Origin of the sequence: Cupriavidus sp. D39, assembly GCF_026627925.1 — a bacterium.
Lineage (GTDB): Bacteria > Pseudomonadota > Gammaproteobacteria > Burkholderiales > Burkholderiaceae > Cupriavidus > Cupriavidus ulmosensis.
On sequence record NZ_JAPNLE010000011.1, the window covers coordinates 22,892 to 44,171 of the forward strand.

Consider the following 21,280-nt stretch of genomic DNA (forward strand, 5'->3'; position numbering starts at 1 on the left):
GTGGTGGGGTAGTACGGGCGTTCACTTGGCGGTTGGACGACGTGGCTTGATACTGGCCTTCTTTGGCCTGTTTCTGTGTGTAGCTGCTGTGCTTGTCTTTGGCCAATACATGCGAAAGGTGTCCATCCAGGGAGTGCTTGAGCCGCAGGGGGGACAGGTGCTTCTGATTTCTCCGGAAAACGGAACGCTGCGCCAGGTTTTCGTTCGCCCAGGAGATCAGGTTCACGCCGGCGATGTCGTAGCAGAGGTGGCGGTGTTGCGCAAGGTAGGGAGCGATGACAACGGGGGCGGGGAAACGGTAGCTCTGCGCGACAGCATCGACAGATTTCGTGCGACCCGCAACTTGACCGAACGGGACGGCCTATTGCTGGCCGCGGCAACGACCGACGAGTTGCGACGGTTAATGGACGAGGCCGCGCAGGCAAAGCAGGAACTGGATTCCGATCTTCAGGCCGAACAGGTTTTCAGCGGCGAACTGGCAACACTGAAGCTTCTGGTCGCCGAAGGGATTCGTTCGACACGGGAATTGACGGACGTCGAAATTAAGTATTTGCATATAAAGAGCGAAAGTGCGCGTGTGCGCCAGAATATTGCACGGATCGAAGGAAAAGAAGCTGATATCAAGAAGCAGCTTCAGCGTGAAAAGAGCTCGCTGAGCCGGCAGAATAACGAAACAGAGGCGCGTATCAATCAGCTGAATATCGAGCTAGATCGTGCATTAAAGAGCGAGTCGTTCCGGATCACCGCAACACACGACGGAATAATCGACTCGACCCTTAGTCAGACCGGAAAATCCATTCAGAGTGGCGAAGTTATAGCAACCATCAGTGACCCGCATGTTCCTTTGCAGGCACTAATGTTCGTTCGTCCCTCTGACATCGGTTTCGTGCGGCCCAGTGACGAAGTGTTGCTGCAAATCGACGCCTTTCCGACCCAGCAGTTTGGCAGTATAGCCGGAAAAATCATAAGTATCTCTTCTACCTCCGTGATCAACAGCCAGTTCAAGACGTTGGCCAGTCTGCGGGATGGCGAGCGTTCATATATGGCAGTGGTGGCTTTACAGACGAGCAGCGTGACAGGCTACGGCAAAGGCTGGAGACTGCAATCCGGCATGACCTGCCATGGTTACGTAGCCTTGGAGCGACAGTCATTGTTCCGTTGGCTGTTTAATCCGGTGTTTGCCGCACTTGGCCGCAACCCATATTTTTTGACCGCATAATAGATGTGACATGGTAATCTGGCGAAATCTAAGAGATGGGTTCCAATCCTTCTTCCGGAAGAGAGTGCCTGTAGTGAGGCAAATGGAATTGAGTGACTGTGGCATATCGTGCTTGTGTGCGATTGCACAATTCCATGGTGCCGGTGTCAGCTTGTCCGGATTGAAGATCCGTTATGGGACGTCGCTACAGGGTGCTACGCTCTTGCAGGTATTATGTATGGCACGCGATCTCGGCTACAACGGGAGGGGAATTTCCTTCTCAATGAGCCATGTGCAGGATATAGTGCTGCCCGCGATTCTGCACTGGAATACGAATCATCTTGTTGTTCTCGAACGCGTAACAAAATCTTTTATCGAGATCATGGACCCAGCCGTCGGGCGGCGTATCTACACCCATCATGAATTCGCGCTGTCCGCGACGGGCTATGCCCTCGAATTGTCGATCGACAAACTATTTCGTCATCAGGGTACAAGGCGATTGCTTCGCTTCTCCGATTTTATTGCTCGCAATCGCAACACGTGGTCATTCCTGCGTGCGAGCCTGCTTCTGACGTTGATTATTGAGGCGGCGGCCATTGCCAGCCCCTTCTTTGTCCAACTGGTCATCGACGAAGCTGTGACAAAGAACGATCTGGATATCCTGAACCTACTCGTTCTGGTGTTTGGCGCCATTGCCATATGGGATGTGGCGGCAAGATTTCTGCGTGGTTATCTGCATATGGATCTGGCAGCCCGTTTGCATAACGATGCAAAAATTGGGCTCGTTTCACGCTTGTTATCGTTGCCGCTTTCGTGGTTTGATGTTCGCGGCGTCAGTCAGATATATCAACGGTTGCGACAAATAGATATGCTGCAAACGTCGCTATCTGATGCGACATTTTCAGCATTACTGGATGGTGTCTTTTCCCTGGTTGCTCTGGCCATCATGTTTACCATCAGCCCGGTGCTGGCGGTACTGTCGACATTGGTTCTTGCTAGCTACATTGCAGCGCGCCAATTCATGCTGTATTCCGTTCGAAAGAGAATGGGAATCCAACTGGCCGCGGTGGCAAAGGCGGATGGCAATCTGTTGCGCTTGATTGACGATATTCAGGCGATCAAACTGACAACCGCCGAAGCGGGAAAACTGAACCGATGGGCGAACATGCAGCTGGATGCTTCCCGGGAAAGGATCTGGCTTCAGATCATCGGCTACCGATTTGCTCTGTTTAGCGAGACATTACGTCATGCCGAAAGGCTCGGCGTGATTTACCTTGGCGCGGCCTTCGCCTTGAAAGGTAATATTAGCGTTGGGATGGTGTTTGCCTATTTGATGTTTAGGGATCAATTTCTCAATAAATCCATTGGTTGCGTTCAGACTGTCTATGAACTGAAGCAATCGGAGGGAATGCTCGATGAACTACGCGATGTGATCGATGCGCCTCTAGAGGTCGCGCGGACTGGATTTTCCGCGGGGGCCGCCCGATTGATCCCGGTGGGGAACTGCGACTCGAAGATGTGTGCTTCAGGTACGCAGCTTTTGTCAAGCCAATCCTCTACGATGTAAATCTGGTTATTTCGGCTGGAGAAAAAATTGCGATCACTGGGGTATCGGGTTCTGGAAAATCCACTCTCCTTAAAATATTTACGAGCCTCTATCAGCCGACCTCTGGAGTTTTTCGAGTCGACGGTGTTGATATCAGAAGCATTTCGCTGATGGACTATCGCAGAAAGATCGCGGTGCTCGACTCAAAGCCTTCGTTTCACAACGGAAGCATCCTCGAAAACATTTTTTGAGAGTGAGGAGCACAATGCGACGTGGGCGATCGAATGCGCCCGTAACGCTGGCTTGCATGACGACATCCTGGGTCAACCGGGCGGCTACGCGACGCTTGTGAGCGCTCAGGGCAACAGCCTGTCGTCAGGACAACAGCAGCGGCTGTTGCTCGCACGGGCGCTTTATACAAGACCGCGGTTTCTTATCCTGGATGAACCTACAGCGCATCTGGACGCGCTGACAGAGCGGGCGGTCGTGGAACGTCTTCTAGAACTGGAGGCGACCGTGATCGTTGTCACGCACAACCCGACGGTACTGGCCTTGTTTCCCTCGCTGCTCAAGGTCGATCAAGGCACCGTGACTCGGCTAAGGCGTTGTTGAATAAATGTAAGCGCGAAATTTGCCTCCTTCTAGCCTACCTGACGAGATTCATCTCGCCTTTTCCCGACGCTCACCACAACCGCTCTTAACGGCAGCAGCTCTGGGTGGTTTGGTATCACCGTCTGATCGGCGAAACCGAGGGACCTACCCTCATCACGAATACAGCATGTACGACGACAAACTGTCGCCTTCCTTCTTGGCACACCGACAACTATCTTGAGTGCGCCGGGAGACCGGCAAGGAGTAAAGGGTGAAAGTCCCTAACAGCAAAGAACTAGCGAATCATGCTGGCCCCGAGTCATGCGTAGCGCACCGCGAGGTACGTTGCGAAGCGTCGACGGTGGAAGGCCCGCTAGATGATTTTCAGGGGTGCGTGCAGGCCAGCCATTGAGCCACGATCGCGCCAGGCTAAGCCTGGGAGTGGAGGAAGTCCAATGCGACGGAAACCACTCATTGGAATCCAGAGGGTTCAACTCCCCTCTCCCGGGAAAGGCTAACCACCAACCGGAAGCGAGCCTTGCATGCGAGTGCGGTAACGCATTACTTGAAGCGTAGGCAGCGGGTACTGAAGCCGTGTGATTGAGCCTCGATATCAATCAACTGCTGGTGTCTTCATTGTTCGTGGTATGGGGACTGTACCGTGCGGGCCGCAAGAGGCCAGCCGGACCGGCCGGGGTCTGAGAGCAGGGCAAAGGTGCAAGGATGGATTCCCCAGGAACCTAGGAGATCCTGCGTACGACCAGTCTAGGAAGCCGATGGTCACAGGCTATAAACGGGCCAGGCCCTGGCTGAGGTCTCCGCCGCCAGGGAGCGAACAAGGGGACGAGGACTGGAACGGTGAAGCGAATCCATAAGTGACACCGTATTCGGCGCAGGAAGTCTTAGCGCCCTCATAGATACTGATGACATCGGGGAACGCCGCTCGGGCGGACCCGGTCGAGGGAAGGGGGCGTCGTTGTTACAGAATCGTTTTTGAGAAACACGGAGGTACTTTGAAGCCTGCAAGCGTGTCAACGAAACAGGAACGAATAGCCATGCTGGCGAGGAACAATCCAGAGATGGCCCTCACCTCACTGAGCCACTATATCGACTATGAGCGGGTGAAGTACGCCTACGACCGTACGCGTAAGGATGGTGCGGTCGGGGTAGACGGTCAGACTGGGGAGGACTATGCGGCCAACCTGGAGCAGAACCTCTGTGGTCTGATCGACCGGCTCAAGTCGGGCCGATACCGCGCTCTGCCGGTTCGTCGTCAATTCATAGAAAAGGCGGACGGTGGTCTCCGCGGGCTCGGTATTCCCTAAGGTGGCGCAGCGCGCCATCGTTATGCTGCTGGAGCCGATTTACGAACAGGATTTTCAGGACTGCTCGTTCGGCTTCCGGCGGGCTCGCAGTGCGCACCGGGCACTGCGGGCTGTATGGAAGGGGATTACGCAGCGGGGTGGTCGGTGGGTGCTGGATGTCGATGTTCGGAAATATTTTGACAGCATTGACCAAGCCAAACTGAGAGAGTTCCTAGCCAGAAGAGTCACAGATGGAGTAGTACGAAGACTGATCGACAAGTGGCTGAAAGCGGGAGTGCTGGAGGATGGGCAGCTGTTTTATCCCGATGCCGGTACCCCTCAAGGCGGGGTGGTTGCCGCTTACAACGTTGCATACTTTTCACTCCGTCGTCTGAATCATTCGAGTTTTCGCTGTCAAAAGCCCCAGGCTGTGGGTCAACCCTGAACACAATGACGATTTCATCCTTGTGGATTTCGACGCGCTTGACCAGACCCAATACGATCCTGCGCTTTGTCTCAAGATCAATCGTGTCCAGTTTTTCGGTGACGGCGCCTGCAAATTCCTCGATCCGATTGATGACCAGAAACAGCTCGCTTTGCACCGCACTCGAGTTGGGCCCGCCGGGATCTGTGCGGAGTGTCCAGTAATGGGTATTCCTACCGCGATCGCGCGCCGATCCGAGCGCAGCAATCTCTCAGATTCTTTACGGCAGAAGGGACGCATCATGGCAAATGAGTGGCGGGCGCTTCGAAAAGTGCGAGCGATATTGCACTATCACCTCGCGCAACGGGAAGGCGACCAGAGTATCGAGTTGCGAAAGCGGCTCAGTTCTATTCACAAAGAAGGATTGAATAATGGCAAACGAGCAGAGACCTACGGCTCCCCCAAAGAGCGTGTCAACATCGTCTATCAATCGGATCTAGATGGCCGGTCGAACGATGTTGAATTGCCTTTCAAGCTGATGGTGTTGAGTGACTTCACGTTGCGCGAGAATCCGGAGCCCCTGGAGGATCGCAAGCCCGTAGGCGTTGATAAGACGAATTTTGACAACGTGATGAAAGCTCACGGGCTGATCATGAATTTGGATGTGCCAAATCGGCTGGCGGAGGGGGCGATGGCGCTTCCGGTGTCGCTTTCCGTGAGTACGCTCGCCGACTTCGGGCCGGATTCCATCGTGCAGCAAGTGCCAGAACTCAAACGGCTCATGGAACTGCGTGAAGCGCTGCGTGGACTGAAGGGGCCTCTCGGAAACATCCCGGAATTTCGAAGCAAACTGCAACAGGTTGTCAAAGACAACTCTGTCCGTGTCCGTCTGTTGGCGGAGCTGGGTATTGAAGAGGCGTAGGAGTAAATCATGGCAGACAACGCTAAACAGATCGACTCGGCGCAGAGCACCGGCGCGGTAGCAAATCCCTCAATTATCGACGAACTGGTAGAGGCCGCTCGCGTAAAGGCGGAGGATCCGATTTATCCCATCGCCCGGATGGGTCTTGAGGCGCTGATGACCGAAGTGATCCGGCGTCAGCAGCCAAACGAAAAAGTTACATCAGCGGTAGTGGACGCGATGATTGCCGACATCGATAGCCGCCTGTCGGCTCAGATAGATGCAATCATGCATCATGCGGATTTCCAGAAGATGGAGTCGGCGTGGCGTGGTTTGCGTTTCCTTGTTGATCGCACAAATTTCCAAGAGAACAATCGTATTTTTATCGTGGATATCGGCAAGGAAGCTTTGCTTCGTGACTTCGAGGAGATCCCAGAAGTTACCAAGTCTGGGCTGTACAAGCTCTGCTACACGTCTGAATATGGTCAATACGGTGGTCAGCCCTATGGCGCCATAATCGGAAACTATGAGTTCTCGCCGAAACCGCAGGATATGACCTTGCTGCGCAAGGTGGCCAGTGTGGCAGCGATGAGTCATGCACCTTTTATCGCTGCAGCAGCGGCCGAGTTCTTCGGTGTAGACGACTTCTCCCAGTTGCCCAATGTCAAGGATCTTGCCTCGATCTACGACATGCCGCAATTCGCAAAATGGAATGCATTTCGAGAGAGCGAGGATGCTCGCTACGTGGGTTTGACCCTCCCCCATTTTCTGTTGCGCCTACCATACGGGTCAGACACGGTACCGGCCAAGACGTTCAATTTTCAGGAAGACGTGTCGGAAGGGAAGCGCGGTTTTCTGTGGGGTAACGCCGCCTTTGCTTTTGCCACGCGGCTCACGGACAGTTTTGCCGGGCACCGCTGGTGTGCCAACGTAATTGGTCCGCAAGGCGGCGGTACGATAAGTGACTTGCCTATGTATTTTTATGAGTCAATGGGCGAAATACAGGCAAAGATACCAATTGAAATCCTCATTTCCGAGCGCAAGGAATATGAACTAGCAGAGCACGGCTTCATTGCTCTGACTATGCGAAAGAATAGCGACACAGCCGCTTTTTTCTCTGCCAATTCCATACAGAAGCCTGCATTTTTCGGCCAAAACCGTGAAGCAAAGGAGACGGAGCTAAATTTCAAGCTGGGCACTCAACTGCCTTACATTTTCATTGTTAGTCGTTTGGCCCACTACATCAAAGTGATCCAACGAGAAAACATTGGCATGTGGAAGGAAAGGGCAGACTTGGAGCGCGAACTCAACAAGTGGGTGAATCAATATGTCGTTGACATGGACGACCCATTGCCCGGTGTACGCAGCAAGCGTCCGCTGCGAGCCGGTCAAGTGGAGGTGAGCGAGGTTGAGGGGGACCCGGGCTGGTATCGAGTTGCACTAAAGGTTAAGCCCCATTTCAAGTATATGGGTGCCACTTTCGTACTCTCGCTCGTCGGCAAGTTGGACAAGGAATGAGAGCGATCGCTGATGCGCTTCCGGCAGAGGGTATGGAGTGTGTGGACTACGCACGACTCGGTGCGGCGCCGGTGGGTGAAAGCGGCGCCGGCCGCGATCCCGCCGGAACCCCCAAATTCGAGCAGTTACAGGAAGAAATTGACCGAGCCAACCACCCCGCGATTGATGGTACCACCGACTGGCAGCAGGTGATGACCCTGGCGCAGGATGTGCTTGCATGCACCGGAAAGGATGTGCGGGTTGCTTGCTATTTGGGAGTCGGTTTAGTACGGCTACATGGACTATCTGGTTTTTACGGTGCAGTGCGGCTTCTGCACGCGATGCTGATGACTTTCTGGGACGAGTGTCACCCGAACAGCCTGCGCGCCCGTCGCAACGCGTTGGCGTGGTGGCTCAAGTACTCCGCAGAGGTGCTGCGCAACCTACCGGTCAATCCGGTGCCAGTAGCAACGCTCGAATCGCTACAGAACGGCTTGGCGGGGTTCGACCGGCTGCTACGGGAGAAAGATCCAGATGGTTTGTTTATTGGCGAGTTGACACGAACGCTTGATCGCTTCCCTCCGGAATTGTCTGAAGCAGAAGACCCGTACGATAAGTCGCCGGCGGCTGTGCTGCCTCCATCGGACCCGATCGGAGACTGGCTAGCCCGCTTCGACGCGATCGACCACGACGGCGCCTTGGACCACCTGGCCAATGCACTCAAACGGGTCAGCGCGATTCTACATCGCGCCGACCCCACCAATCACTTGGCCTACCGGCTACGACGGGTTGGCGCATGGCTGACTGTGAGGGAATGCCCAGCTGCGCAGAACGGATGCACGATGTTGGCCGCGCCGCCATCGTCTGTTGTCGCGACTCTACAGGAACTGATGAAACGGCACGCGTGGAGCGAACTAGCTACTGCGGCGGAAGAGTTGGTGAATGAGCATACGCTGTGGCTCGACCTGCACCGCATTGCGTGTGAGGCGCTTGAGATCTTGGGCCCAGACTACGAGCGGGCGGCCACCGAGATCCGCTCGGAGATTGGCCTGCTGCTGCTGCGGTTGCCCGGTGTGGAGAAGCTTGCCTTCTCCGATGGTATGCCGTTCGCCGATGCGGCGACGCATGCTTGGCTCGACCGATTGCGGGCGAAATCGGCCCAACGGGAGATCACAGTAACGCAGGCTGCCGACCTCTTGGACGCGGCGCTGGAGCGGGCGCGACCTTTGATGCGTGGAGGCAAGCTGGCCGCAGCCCTCGATGAGCTGGAGAGCGCTGGAACGGGCGTTGCAGGCAGGGATGCCTATCTGTTCAGGGTGGCGTTGGCAGAGCTCCTGCTGGAATGCGGTGGCGCCCAAGGACGTCACCTGTCACCGTTCTTCGCCGGGCTATTGCCGGAAGTCGACCAACACGGCCTTGAGCGATGGGAACCAGGGCTGGCTGTAAGAGGCTTGATCGCGGGCTATCAGGGACTGGGCGTCTGCGGCTGGACAGGAGGGGATACGCCCAGCAGTGAGGCGTTGTTGCGACGTATTGCGGCCCTCTCACCACGCGCCGCTCTCCTTGGAGGTCTGGGGTCCTAGACTAGACGGCATGGGCTTAGTGTGAGCTCCCTATTTTTGCTGGGGTTTGTGGCCTCAGGGATGAGAACAAAATTATGTTGCTAGTTGATATTAAGTCATTGGTTGCGCGCCTCAACTCGTACTGTAAAAACGCACTGGAGAACGCTGCTGGGCTATGCCTGGAGCGAGGACACTGGGAAATCACGGTGGAGCATTTTGCTTACTCGCTGCTTCAGGAGTCTCGGAGTGAGATGAACCTGCTACTCCCCCGCGTGGGCCTCGATGTCAGTGGACTTCTGGGCGCGCTATCCGTGGACATCGGCAAGATCGAGAGCCAACGGACTGCCAGTCTGGGCTTCTCGCCGCTGATCTTCGATCTGCTTCAGGATGCATGGTTAATCGCTTCGGTGGAACTCGGACGTCACGCCATTCACTCGGGTGCCATCTTGCTGGCATTGGCCCAACGGGGACGCAATTTCGCACAAGGGGAGTGGCCAGACCGCCTCCGGCTGCTTGGGCGAGATCATACTGCGGCTTCTCTGCGGGAAGTGTCAGGCCAGTCTTGCGAGGCCGAAGCGATGCCCTCGCCCGGCGGGAGGGGCGTGCTACCCACCGTGGCGGAGCAAGAGGGGGCTCGGCCTTGGCGCGCTACTGCATCAATTTCACTGAGCGGGCTATTGCCGGCGCCATCGATCCGGTGATCGGCCGCGACCGCGAGATTCGCCAGGTAATCGAGATCCTGTCCCGGCGGCGCAAGAACAACCCTATCGTGGTAGGCGAGCCCGGAGTGGGTAAGACGGCGGTGGTGGAAGGGCTGGCGCTGAGGATTTCGGCTGGCGACGTCCCTCCGCCTCTACGTGGCGCTGTTCTGCTTGGTCTGGACGTGGGCGCTCTGGAGGCCGGAGCGGGAGTCCGCGGTGAATTTGAGAATCGGTTGCGTCAGGTTGTGCGCGAGATTGAAGCGCTAACTGAGCCGGCTGTGCTGTTCATCGACGAGGCCCATGTCATTGTACGGCCACCGTCGGCGGGGGGCAATGATTTTGCAAACCTGCTCAAGCCCGCGTTGGCCAACGGCACACTTCGAGCAGTCGCAGCAACTACTTGGTCCGAATACAAGAAGTATTTCGAGAAAGACTTGGCGCTCGCCCGGCGCTTCCAAGTCGTTGCGGTGGGAGAACCCAGCATTGCCCAAGCGAAGGTGATCCTGCGTGGTCTGCGCGAGCGCTATGAGGCGGACCACGGGGTGTTTGTGTCGGACGCAGGGTTGGAGGCAGCCGTGGATCTGGCCGATCGCTATATCCACGGCCGCCAATTGCCGGATAAAGCCTTGGATTTGTTCGACACCGCGTGCGCGCAGGTGGCAATCGGCCTATCCTCCACGCCGGAAGAAATCGAGACGGTTGAGAACCAGATCGAGGCATTGGAAGTTCAGCGGCAGGGCTTAGAACGAGAGTTGCGTCATGGCCGTAGGACAGAGAACGAACTCGCATCGATGGACAATGCGCTCACCGACTGGCGCGCCCAGAGAGAGGAACTCATCGGCCGATGGCGGAAGGAGGAGGAAATCGTACGAGAAGTGATCGAGCTACGTACCAAATTGGCGTCCGCCCCCCCCGAAGTGTTGGCAGAGATTGGTATGCAACTCGTAGCGGCCGAGGTACGGTTGGCAGACATCCAGGGCGACGCACCGATGGTATGTTCTGAGGTTGGGCCTGATGTGGTGGCCAAGGTCGTGTCTCGCTGGACCGGAATTCCCTTGGGCAAGGTACTGCGAGACCAGACAGAGTCAATCCTGGCATTAGCGGACAGCTTGCGACGACGGGTGAGGGGCCAGGACCATGCTCTGACGCTCGTTGCAGAAACTGTGCGGAGCGCAGCTGCCGGACTGAAGGATCCCCGCCAACCACGAGGCGTGTTCCTTTTGGTCGGACCTTCAGGCACGGGCAAGACAGAGACTGCTCTAGCTCTAGCCGATGTCCTGTTCGGCGACGAACGCTCGGCAATCATCCTCAACATGACCGAGTATCGCGAAGCCCACAGCGTTAGCCGGCTGATCGGGTCGCCTCCTGGCTATGTTGGCTATGGCGAAGGCGGCGTGCTAACGGAAGCGGTACGGCAACGTCCCTATTCTGTCATCCTGCTTGACGAGGTCGAGAAGGCGCACCTGGACGTCATGAATCTCTTTTATCAGGTGTTCGACAAGGGCATGCTGTCCGATGGCGAGGGCAAGCTGATTGATTTTTCCCAGACTGTGATCCTGATGACATCCAATCTGGCATCGGAGGCAATTGCCGATGGGATGGCGTCTCGGGGAGAAACTATGGCCTCCTTGGAAGATCGCATTCGCCCTTTACTCAACGCACATTTCAAGCCGGCACTGCTGGCGCGAATGACAGTAATCCCGTACCTGGCATTGTCACCGGAGGTAGTGCGGGAGGTCATCGAGATGAAATTAGCGCGGCTTGCCGACCGGATGCGATGCAATCACGGTATGGAAATGCGCTACTCCACGGAGGTGATTGAGACGATCGCTAGTCGTTGCAGTGCAAATGAGGCCGGAGCGCGTTACGCCGATATGCTCATTCGCACTGAGGTCGTCTCACTTCTGTCCGAGGGGATCCTGCAGCGCTTGGTGGATCAGACGGCTCTGCCCGCTGCGGTTACTTTGGAAGTGGATGAGACGGACGGTTTCTCCTGCCGCTTCGAAGGATGAGTGCCATGGAAACCACTAAGCCCTTGCTGTGGTACGAAGGCCTGTTTTTGGCGCAACAGCATCTGCAATGGACTGACGCGTACCACACTTCACGGCTGCAGGCGGCGCTGCGCGCAGGGCCCCACAGCTGGGGTGTGCGGAAGCTGCAACTGTCCGAGGCGGCCCTGAGAAACTTGACTTTCCACGTGGAGGCTGCGCAGTTGGTGTTCCGCGACGGCACGCAGGCCGACCATCCTGGTAACGCAGTAGTGCTGCCGCGCTCGTTCAAGAACGTTTGGCGGCCGGGTGACAAGCCGCTGCGAGTGTTTGCGGGGGTGCGCCGGTTGCAGAGAGCGGGAGGGAATGTGGTGCAGGCGGAAGGGACCACGCCTCCTGCGAGTGTCGACGCTCGCTACGTAGTGCTGGGGGAAGAAGCACTGCCAGATCTCCAGGGAAATAGTGCCGTGGTGACGGCACGCTGTCTCACCTTAGTGGTGCAACTGTTCTGGGAAAGCGAGTTGGGAAGCGTACCAGAGTACGAATGCATTCCTCTGGCGGAGGTGGATGGAGTTGGCGGCGTCCCCGCGCTTGTGCCTGGCTATGTTCCACCTTCCATGGAGTTAGCGGCCGCGCCACAGCTGGTGCGGACGCTAGGGTGGTTGCACGACGATCTGGCCGGCCGCGTACGCAGCATGGATGGCTTTCGCAATCCACGTCACCTTCACGCGCTGGAATCGGAGCGCGGCATGCTGATTGGCATGTTGGCCTATTTGGTGCTAAACCGGGCCTTGCCAGGTTTGCGACACTTACGGGAAGAGGGCCATCTGCATCCCCTGCACGCCTACGCTTTTCTGCGCCAGTTGGCGGGGAGTTGCGCACATTGTCCGCTAGTGCTGATGCCGGCAGTTTTGAGGACGAGGTGCTCGCGGCAGCCTACGACCATCAGGCTATCGGCCCCCGCTTCGCGGCGCTTGCGAGCCTCATAGTTACCCTGCTTGATGAGATTTCGCTGGGTGCAAATCGGATTGCTCGGTTCGAGGGGGACGGCAAACTTTTCCGCGCGCAGCTGCCGCCGGATTTCTTCGGTCCAGGTCGACGCTACTACTTGGTTGTGCGTACCGACGGCGACAGCCCGCTTGTGGCAGAGCGCTTCCTTGCGGGGGCAAAGCTCGCGGTGCCGACGCGTGTGGCCGTGCTGGCGGCCCAAGCGCTGCCAGGTGTGCCTCTTGCATGGTTTCCCGAGCCGCCGCACGGGGCGTCGCGCCACGGAAATCCGATCTATTTTGGGGTGGATAGACAGGCGGCAGAATGGCTGTCAATCGAGGAGGGGCGGATGGCTGCGCTATTTCTTGCCGATGCGACGCCTTGTTCAGCCTTCGAGCTCATCTCTCTTGGAGAAGGACATGCGTCTATCCAACTGTTTCCTTGATGTCTTCTCCTTTGCTGAAGCCGGCGCTCGCCTCCGTGAGTCCAATGCTAGCCACTATAGAGAGGAGGTTACAAAGCGACTTGCAGCAGCATTGGGTTACTGTCATGCATCGGAACTGGAGATCGCTCGCTTCGAGCGTGCGAAGTTTGCCGTCATAGCCTGGGTGGATGAAATGGCCGCGACTGCAACTTGGGGGCAAGATGGCAGTTGGATGGCGAACAGTCTGCAAATGGAGCACTTCCGTACGGCCACAGCCGGAGTGGAGTTCTATGCAAGGCTGGAAGAGTTGGCACCAAGCGAGAATGACATCCGTGAGGTCTACTGCCTGTGCCTAGGCCTCGGTTTTCTGGGTCAATTCTACGCTGCCGCTGATCAGACGGTGCGGGATCAATGCCTTATGCGCCATTTGGACATTCTTCTGCGGCAAGGTGGTCACGCGAATATCCTGGATGAGACGGTGGCCCTCCTCAGGTATGCCGACACGGCGCACATTCGGCCTCCCGCAGTTGAGCGTCGGACAACACTGGCACAGCGGCTTGCGTTGATGGTCGTGCCCATTGCCTTCGCCGGCGCCGTATATCTTGCCCTATCGTTTGCGTTGCATGGGACTTCGAACGAAGTCGGAAAACTGATATCTCAGCGGAGATAGGCGTGTGATGCTGAAAAAATTGATCAACATTCTGCTGGCTGTCGGCCTGTTTTTACTAGTGGTCGTAGTTTGCGTTGCTATTGCTCTTTACTTCGAATGGCCTTGGTGGTCCCTCGTTGGCCTCTTGGCCGTCGGATGGATGGCGGTCCTGACATTTCGTTTCCTACGGCAACGGTTGGTCGTGTGGAGACTGCGCCGTGGCAAAAAGATTGCAAGAGCGAGGCTGCGGCAGGGTGTGGCAGACGTGATTCAGCGCAGGCGATGGCGACATTGGCTGCGACGGCTGGATGGCCCGTCAAAAGCTTGGTGGAGAGGGGAGCCACCGAAATCCGCGCCATGGTTCTTGATGGTCGGACCAGCCGGAGCAGGAAAGACTGCCTTACTGGAATCTGTGCGTGCAACCCGCATTCTGCATGGCTTTGCGCCCGAAAACTACGGGACGCTGCGACTTGAGTGGTGGCGCTGCGAGGGCGCAGTAGTAGTGGTGGCATCGGGCAGCAATGGCGGCGCCTTGCCTACCGGCGTCGAAGTGACGCACCTCGCGCGACTGCTGACGATGAGACGGGTGCGGCCGGCACTGGACGGGGCTCTTCTTCTACTGGACGGCGACGAAATGATGCCGCCCGAAATGCGGGCGGCGGCGCCAGTTTCTCCTGACGGGCCAGCGACGCTCGATTTGTTTCACCGACTCGGGGTTGCAGTTTCCGTGCGTTTTCCGGTGTACGTCGTGGCTCCGAAAGCGGACGCCATCCTAGGTTTCACTGAATGGTCAAGCGCCCTGCCGTCTGCCTTACGTGAACAGGCCCTTGGCTGGTTGATGGATAGTGGAGCCGGAAGGCTTGGAGAGGAAGCCGTAGGGCAATTGACGGAGCGGGTCCGCGCCTCGACGCTGGCACTGCTTCGGAAGCACGGACGAATTAGCTCAGAGCAAATTGCGTTCGAGCGCGCACTAGCTGCTACCGCCACGCGGCTGCTCGAGAGAACGGAGTCATTCGTTATGCGAGAGCTTGCTGCGGATGAAGCGGGCGGGTTCCTGCGAGGCGTCTTTCTTTACAGTTGCATGCCGAAGGGGAAAGGAGCGTTCTCAGCCGAATTGATGCGCCAGACAGTACTAAGGGATATCAGTTTAGCGCGCTCCATTCCATCAGCCTCCTTCTTGGGGCGGCATGCCGATCGTCTGAGCTTCATGGTTTGGTGTGCGAGTTGGGGTTTGGCCTCGGTATTGATGATAGCAGCCTTCCTGTCCGCCTTTAGTACTCTCGAGACTCTGCGTGATCGCTTGCCGATCGGGGTCAAGTCGGGTAACGGTCCGGTCCCTGATCTGGCCGAACTGTCGCGCTATGGAAACGTGCTTCAGTTCATTCGTGCGGGAGGCATTGGGCGCGGAGGTGTGAACTTGATATTCAGTGGTCGGATCGGCGACGTGGAGCGGCGTATCGAGCAGGATTTCACCCTGCGATTCCGCCAGTTTCTGTATCACCATATAGACAGCGAGTTGGAGCGGCAGTTGTCGCGCAATGCGTCGGATGCCCAGATCAGTAACCATGTTGAGTTTATTGTGCGGCGCATCGCTATACTCGATGCGCGCATCGAAGGCCGAGCAGGAAGTATCGTGACCTTGCCGGCCCTGGGCGTGAAGTCCGTGGTTCAATTGCTGGCAGTCCAGAGTGCCACTGCCATCCCACCGGAATATGCTGTGGCATTCGACGAGATGTACCGCCACTACGTGGTAGCTGAAACAGACGTGCAGTTGTTGCGACGAGAACGAGACCTATTGCGGCGCTGGCTGGTGACCTTCGCACTCAGACCGGACAATCTCCGATCGGTAGTTGCGTGGGCCAACGACCAATTGCAAATTGCCCCCATATATTTGAGACAATTCTGGGGGAGGGGAGATGCACGATCTGCTTGTCGAGCCTGCGTTCACGAAGCAGGGCTCTCGGCTCATAGCGGAACTGATGAACGACGTTGAACGAGCACTGCCCGAAACGCAGCGAGGGCGCTTTCTCGAGGTACGCGATGAGTTTGATCGATGGTATCTGCGCGAGCGGTTAGGGGCATGGTATGTCGCCATGAGCCAGTTTAAAAAGGGCGCTGTGACACTCAAGTCATTCGGCGACTGGCAGTTGGCACTGAGTAGACTGCCAACACCGGATGGCCCCCATTTCGCGTTCCTCCGATTGATCGAGGAGGAACTGTCGGACTACAAGGAGGATAGCCGCTATGTTCCGGCGCCCGCATGGTTGATGTTGGTACGCACTTTGAACGGCGTGCTCGTCTCTGCGGGCGGCGGAGAGGTTGACGGTTCGAATCTGGTTCACTTCGGGAGACACCTATTGACGGCAACGGCCGCCTCGGGAACCAGAGGGGCTGTTGCCACGATGCGCGGACAGCGTGCTGCGGTCGAACAAGCCCAGCGTTTTTTGAAGAGCATGGCCGACGTGTGGGGTGAAGTGTCTTCCGGGCCAGCACAAGGGTATCGTGTTGCGGCGGACCTAGCGCTCCAAGGCCGCGACCCTGGCATAAAGAACGGCCAATTGCAGGAGGCCCTTAGGTCTCTCGCTGCGCTTCGCAGCCTGCTCGGCGGCGGAAAGGGCCGAGAGGCGACTGCCGTGTGGCAACTTATGGAGGGGACGGTCGACCTCATCCTTCATTACGCCGTACGAGAGGCCGAGTGTGAATTACAGAGACAGTGGCAGGAGCGGATTGTGGCCGCCATTCAGGACTCCAAAGGACATCGCGGTTTGCTTGAGATTCTCAATGGAGACGGTGGCAATGGCGCTCTTCCAAAGTTCATAAAGGAGGTGGCGGAGCCCTTCGTGAGTCGGCAGGAGGGAAGCGGCTACACGGGGGTGTACGTACGTGGCCTCACTCCCCAGTTGAGCAAAGAGTTCTTTGTCCTCCTGAACACGACTGCTGGAGTGCGCAAGGCGAAACAAGATACCCTCGACGAGGAGATCCGTACGCGTTGGGACGAACTGCAACAACGAATCGAAAATGACTCTGTCGCTAGCCAGTTCGACGAACTGCAGAAGGCAGTGGCATCAATCCGCAAAGAGCAGAACCACTTGAGCATCGAAGCCCTGCCAATCGAGGTTAACCCTGGTGCCACGGTCTTGCCCTACTCCGTTTCGCTTAACTTTCAATGCGCCAACGGTCCCCTAGCTTTGAACAATCTAAACCATCGGCCTAAGCTGGACTTTTCCTGGCAATTCGGCTCCTGCTCGGATGCGCGTATAGAGATCCGGATCGGGGGGTGTCCTTGATACACGAATATAAAGACGGTGAGGCGGGTGTCTTAGGCTTTCTGCGTGAGTTTCGCAACGGCGAGAGAATCTTTCGGGCAGAGGAATTTCCCTCCCAATTGCCAGTGCTGCAGCATTGGGGCGTTAAGGATTTTGCAATACGCTATCGGCTAGGAGGAATTGAGCATGTGCTGGAACGGGCCGATGCGCTGGCTCGTCTCGAGGAAAAAGCGCAAACTCTCCGAGATCTGAAGTCCAGGCAGGAAGCTATGGGACGGGAGCGCCAGATTCACCAATTGCAAGTCATGAAGCAGGCTGTGACTGGTGAAAACGAGCCAGCTCTGATCGTCCCCGGCGCCATAGGACAATGTTGGCACCAGCTTTAGCAGATTGCTGAAATACCTGTGTGCGGTAGCTGACCGAAGCGTTGATGTGAAATAGCCTAGACTAAATCTGACGGTGCTGTGCAGCAGAAACCACAAGAGTTCGCCATGACTAGGGAACAGAAAATCCTCCGCGCCAAGGTCGGCATGCTGGAGCTGGCCCGGCAACTTTGCAGCGTGCGCCAGGCCCGCCGCGTCATGGGCTATTCGCGCGACGGCTTCTACCGCTTCAAGGAATCTGTACGAGCGCGGCGGCGAAGCCGCTTTACAGGAGATCTCCACCGCCGGCCGCTGCTCAAGAACCGCGTGGATCCCCAAGTGGAAGGCGCCGTGGTGGGGCCTCGCGCTGGAGCTGCCTGCCTATGGCCAGATCGGCATTGTACGGCGGGGAATTCGAATCCGAGTGTCCCGCCGACTGCGGCACCCAGGATACCTTCTATATCGGCACCCTGCGTGGGCCCGAGTCTACCTACGGACGTTCGTCGACACCTATTCCAAGGTGGCGTTTGCCAAGCTCTACAATCGCAAGGCTTCGCTGCCGCCAGCTGCCCTGCTCAACGATCGTGTCGTGCCGTTTTTTGACAGCTACGGCATTCCGCTGTCGCGCGTGCTGACCGACCGCGGCACCGAATATTGCGGCAATCCTGAGCATCGCGAATACGAGCTTTATCTGGCTGTGGAGAACGTCGACCGCACCCGTACCCGAGCCAAATTGCCGCAGACCAACGGCATCGTCGTGCGGCTGCACAAGACCATGCTCAATGAGTTCTATCGCATGGTCTTCCACAAGAAAGGCTACGACTCAATAGGCGCATTGCAGGTCGATCTCGATGCCTGGCTTGACCAATACAACAACCAGCGCGGAACATCAAGGACGATGGCACTACGGCAAAACACCTATGCGCGCGTTCCTCAGCTCGCTTGACCTTGCCAAGGAAAACCGCATAACCGCACGACTACACAGTAGGGTGGCGGGATGTAGTGATTTGCTCAGAATGTATGTGAATAAAGTTTGTACTATAAATTCAGGATCGCATGGTTTCATATATGTTACCGTTTCGGCCAGAATCGTAGAAGAGGAATCGCGATAAGTCAGCCTGTTGTGAAGGTGGACATTAAAATGAATGTCGGACATACGGGCTTTGATTCTACGAGGCTTACCGTTTTAAGGGATGAGCATGCGGGATGGTAGAACGTTATTCGAATGGCTGGCGCAGCGCGATGATGACAAAGGTGCTTGTATCCGAACGAGGTCTGTTGTTACCCACATTGGTTATCTGCTGAACACGCGTGGGGGCAATGCTGGCATCGCGGATGATTATGGAGTGCCGGATTTTTCGAATCAGGTTGGCGCTCTCGAGAGTGGGGTGCCGGCTGAAATTGAGCTTGCTATCGAGAATGTGTTGGCTCGATACGAGCCGCGGCTTTGGCGGCCAAGAGTGCGGTTGGTCGGAGGCGAGCGTCTAGAGCTACGTTTCGAGATAAGTGGGGCCTTGTGCGAGGAGGGCACCACCGAATCGAGCGTGCGTTGTGAAGTCCGTATAGTCGCCAGCGGAAAAGTGGAGATGCTTCCGTTGAAAATGCAGTGATCAATCAAAGACTAGGAAGGAGGTGTGTAGGCGTCAAGGCTGGGGCAATGATGGTGGTGGCGAACCGTACGCCGGAGATGGTCTATATTTAATTTAACAATCGGAGAGAATTATGGGATTACCTGTATACGTGGAGATTGAAACGGCAGAAGGAAAGAAAATTGCTGGCGAATGTACCGAGGCAGAGCACAAGGACTGGATTTTTGGATTCGGCTTCAGCTCCGGTGTTTCCATTCCGACGGATCCGAATTCTGGCAAGGTGACTGGTTCGCGCGTCCATATGCCGTTCGAGTTTGCCAAGCCCGTTGATAAGTCCAGTCCTATCTTGTTTCAGGCGATGTGCAAGGGCGGCCTCCTGAAGAAGGTCGTTGTAGATCTTATGCAAAAGGACCAGAGTGGGAACGAAGTCAATTTCTATCGGTACACCTTCTCGGAAGCCCAGATCGTGGCAATGACGGCTGAGAGTCCAGACATTCGCGATGTCGGGCAGCAGTTTGTAGCTTGTCATGAGAAAGTGAGAATCCGCTACCGTAAGGTGCAGGTTGAGCATCGACTGGCCAACACCATGGCTGTAGACGAGTTCATGACCTGAGCATTGCGTTTGTGCGCGGGTCCCTAAGGGACCCGCGAGCGATTGATCATTTTGTGATAGTAGGCAAAGGAAACCGAACGTGGTGATACAGGGTGGCGGGCGCTTCTCCATCGACATCGAAGGTACAGAAGACTGCGCTTTTGAAGTGGTGGAGGTGACGGGTAGCGAGGCGCTGGGCGAGTGCTTCCGGTTTTGCGTGGATATGATGAGCTTCGCGCCCGACGTGTCAGGTCACGCCTTGCTCGGCAAGCCTGCCGTACTGTGGCTCCATCCTGCCTCTGCCGAGGGTGCGGCAGTGCCCCGCCGGGGCATGGTCGAGAGCTTCATCCAGTCTGGGCGTGGGCACGGTGGTCGCTGCTTCTATCGTGTCGTGCTAGTGCCGCGTATATTGCGCCTGCACCGCATCCGCAAATCGGAGGTTTACGTGAAGCCGGAGGCCATGGTTGGCATCAAGACCGTGTGCGATGTGATCGATGTGGTGTTAGGCCAGGGAGGGCTAGTCAAGGATGTCGACTATTGCATCGCGTTTGATCCAGAGAACTACCCGCTTCGTGCGTTTACGCTCCAGTACGAGGAAAGCAATCTTGACTTCCTTTCGCGTCTTCTTGAACGTGAGGGAATCTACTCTTATTTCGAACATGACGGAGTTAGAGAGCGTCTTATTTTAGTCGACGATCACGCCAGCCACCCGCGCCGCGCGAATACGATCCGATATTGCCCGACTGAAAAGATGGTGACGCCATTGGATGACATGGTCTTCGAGCTGGAGACTAATTGGTCTGAAACCGTCACTTCTGTGAGATTGCGCGAGTTTAACTATCGGCAAGCCGAAGAGGTGGCCGAGGCGAGTGCCGAACTGATGAACTGCGGTGACGGCGAGAATGTTCTGTTTGGGGAGAGCCTGCGGACCGAGATGGACGAAAGCGGGGTGTTGCTTGAGCGTCGGGCGCGCATCCGTGGCGAAGAACTGTGGTGCGCAGGCCATCGAGCTCGAGGGAAGAGCTACGTCACGGGACTCAGCCCGGGTGAGGTAATCACTTTGGTTGACCATTTCAACGCGGCGGTCAATGGTCAATACGTAGTAGCACGTGTGGAGCATAGAGGCACTCAGACGGCGATGTTCTCCAGTTCGGCCGACGATCAAGGACGCGAGGGTGCTGAGCGTACGGAGTACTGGAATACCTTGGACCTTGTTCCGCTGTCACGCCAGTTCCGCCCTGCGCGAAAGACGCCGTTGCCGAGTGTAGCCGGTGTCATCAGTGCAGAGATAGATAGTGCAGGCGAAGGTGTTATTGCCCACTTGGATAAGTACGGACGCTACAAGATCCGATTTCACTTGGATAGTGCGGGAAAAGACAAAAACGCGGGCAAAGCATCCGCTTGGGTGCGAATGGCTGTTCCGTTTGCCGGAGAGGGGGTGGGTCTGCATTTTCCCCTCTGCAAGGGGACCGAAGTAGTGGTCGGATTCGAACAGGGTGCTCCCGATCGGCCGGTTATCCTTGGCGCCGTCTACAATTCCAAGCATCCGAATGTCGTCCTCAGCGGAAATGGGGATGAACTGATTTTGCACACGGGGAAAGGTGGAACCATTGGTTTCAATTATGTAAGCGGTGTTGTCTGCTTTCGCGGACCGGACGGCTCCTGTTGGACGATAGCTGCTTGAATGCGGGGGATAGAC

The 21,280-nt window shown here is 56.7% G+C and carries 17 protein-coding genes and 3 pseudogenes; all 20 read left to right on the forward strand.

Going from position 1 to position 21,280, the window contains the following annotated elements:
* The first annotated feature begins 46 nt into the window (after positions 1 to 46).
* The 20 genes and pseudogenes from OMK73_RS37130 (at position 47) to OMK73_RS37220 (ending at position 21,265) form a co-directional block, all read left to right on the forward strand.
* Positions 47 to 1,219 (forward strand): HlyD family secretion protein, encoded by a 1,173-nt coding sequence (locus OMK73_RS37130; protein ID WP_267606688.1) that lies wholly within the window; start codon positions 47 to 49, stop codon positions 1,217 to 1,219.
* A gap of 10 nt (positions 1,220 to 1,229) precedes the next feature.
* A complete protein-coding gene (locus OMK73_RS37135) occupies positions 1,230 to 2,765 on the forward strand; it encodes a cysteine peptidase family C39 domain-containing protein (protein ID WP_267606689.1) in 1,536 nt (511 codons plus the stop codon).
* Positions 2,717 to 2,995 carry an ATP-binding cassette domain-containing protein gene (locus OMK73_RS39520; protein ID WP_420715701.1) on the forward strand — a complete coding sequence of 93 codons (279 nt, stop codon included), beginning with the start codon at positions 2,717 to 2,719 and terminating at the stop codon, positions 2,993 to 2,995. The genes OMK73_RS37135 and OMK73_RS39520 overlap by 49 nt, the downstream gene beginning before the upstream one ends.
* A gap of 28 nt (positions 2,996 to 3,023) precedes the next feature.
* Positions 3,024 to 3,356 carry an ATP-binding cassette domain-containing protein gene (locus tag OMK73_RS37140; RefSeq protein ID WP_267606809.1) on the forward strand — a complete coding sequence of 111 codons (333 nt, stop codon included), beginning with the start codon at positions 3,024 to 3,026 and terminating at the stop codon, positions 3,354 to 3,356.
* A 1,034-nt stretch (positions 3,357 to 4,390) separates the two neighbouring features.
* Positions 4,391 to 4,660 carry a hypothetical protein gene (locus OMK73_RS37145; protein WP_267606690.1) on the forward strand — a complete coding sequence of 90 codons (270 nt, stop codon included), beginning with the start codon at positions 4,391 to 4,393 and terminating at the stop codon, positions 4,658 to 4,660.
* A 1-nt stretch (position 4,661) separates the two neighbouring features.
* Positions 4,662 to 5,084: a reverse transcriptase domain-containing protein gene (locus OMK73_RS37150; protein WP_267606691.1), complete on the forward strand. Its 423-nt coding sequence runs from the start codon at positions 4,662 to 4,664 to the stop codon at positions 5,082 to 5,084.
* A gap of 22 nt (positions 5,085 to 5,106) precedes the next feature.
* Positions 5,107 to 5,985, forward strand: coding sequence for a type VI secretion system contractile sheath small subunit (gene tssB, locus OMK73_RS38575; protein WP_324291838.1), 879 nt, complete (start codon positions 5,107 to 5,109; stop codon positions 5,983 to 5,985).
* Positions 5,986 to 5,994: 9 nt separating this feature from the next.
* Positions 5,995 to 7,482: a type VI secretion system contractile sheath large subunit gene (gene tssC / locus OMK73_RS37160; RefSeq protein ID WP_267606692.1), complete on the forward strand. Its 1,488-nt coding sequence runs from the start codon at positions 5,995 to 5,997 to the stop codon at positions 7,480 to 7,482.
* The gene (tssA, locus tag OMK73_RS37165) at positions 7,479 to 9,044 is read left to right on the forward strand and encodes a type VI secretion system protein TssA (protein WP_267606693.1); all 1,566 of its coding nucleotides are present in this window, start codon (positions 7,479 to 7,481) and stop codon (positions 9,042 to 9,044) included. Before tssC ends, tssA begins: the two co-directional genes overlap by 4 nt.
* A 619-nt stretch (positions 9,045 to 9,663) precedes the next feature.
* Complete coding sequence (tssH, locus tag OMK73_RS37175) at positions 9,664 to 11,736, forward strand: type VI secretion system ATPase TssH (RefSeq protein WP_267606695.1); 2,073 nt, start codon at positions 9,664 to 9,666, stop codon at positions 11,734 to 11,736.
* 5 nt (positions 11,737 to 11,741) lie between these two features.
* A pseudogene (gene tssK / locus OMK73_RS37180) lies at positions 11,742 to 13,144 on the forward strand (type VI secretion system baseplate subunit TssK).
* Complete coding sequence (locus tag OMK73_RS37185) at positions 13,119 to 13,793, forward strand: DotU family type IV/VI secretion system protein (RefSeq protein WP_267606696.1); 675 nt, start codon at positions 13,119 to 13,121, stop codon at positions 13,791 to 13,793. The pseudogene tssK and the gene OMK73_RS37185 overlap by 26 nt, the downstream one beginning before the upstream one ends.
* Before the next feature lie 7 nt (positions 13,794 to 13,800).
* Complete coding sequence (locus OMK73_RS37190) at positions 13,801 to 15,765, forward strand: type VI secretion protein IcmF/TssM N-terminal domain-containing protein (RefSeq protein ID WP_267606811.1); 1,965 nt, start codon at positions 13,801 to 13,803, stop codon at positions 15,763 to 15,765.
* Positions 15,752 to 17,059, forward strand: coding sequence for a hypothetical protein (locus tag OMK73_RS37195; protein ID WP_267606697.1), 1,308 nt, complete (start codon positions 15,752 to 15,754; stop codon positions 17,057 to 17,059). Before OMK73_RS37190 ends, OMK73_RS37195 begins: the two co-directional genes overlap by 14 nt.
* Entirely contained in the window at positions 17,050 to 17,424 is a 375-nt protein-coding gene (locus tag OMK73_RS37200) for a hypothetical protein (RefSeq protein WP_267606698.1), read from the forward strand. Before OMK73_RS37195 ends, OMK73_RS37200 begins: the two co-directional genes overlap by 10 nt.
* A gap of 195 nt (positions 17,425 to 17,619) precedes the next feature.
* A pseudogene (locus OMK73_RS39525) lies at positions 17,620 to 17,685 on the forward strand (hypothetical protein); the annotation flags it as partial.
* A gap of 122 nt (positions 17,686 to 17,807) precedes the next feature.
* Positions 17,808 to 18,368: pseudogene (locus OMK73_RS37205) on the forward strand (integrase core domain-containing protein); the annotation flags it as partial.
* A gap of 225 nt (positions 18,369 to 18,593) precedes the next feature.
* Positions 18,594 to 19,010 (forward strand): type VI secretion system baseplate subunit TssE, encoded by a 417-nt coding sequence (gene tssE / locus OMK73_RS37210; RefSeq protein ID WP_267606699.1) that lies wholly within the window; start codon positions 18,594 to 18,596, stop codon positions 19,008 to 19,010.
* A 112-nt stretch (positions 19,011 to 19,122) separates the two neighbouring features.
* On the forward strand, positions 19,123 to 19,602 hold the full coding sequence (tssD, locus tag OMK73_RS37215; RefSeq protein ID WP_267606700.1) for a type VI secretion system tube protein TssD: 480 nt from the start codon (positions 19,123 to 19,125) through the stop codon (positions 19,600 to 19,602).
* Positions 19,603 to 19,681: 79 nt separating this feature from the next.
* A complete protein-coding gene (locus OMK73_RS37220) occupies positions 19,682 to 21,265 on the forward strand; it encodes a type VI secretion system Vgr family protein (RefSeq protein WP_267606701.1) in 1,584 nt (527 codons plus the stop codon).
* The last annotated feature ends 15 nt before the right edge of the window (positions 21,266 to 21,280 follow it).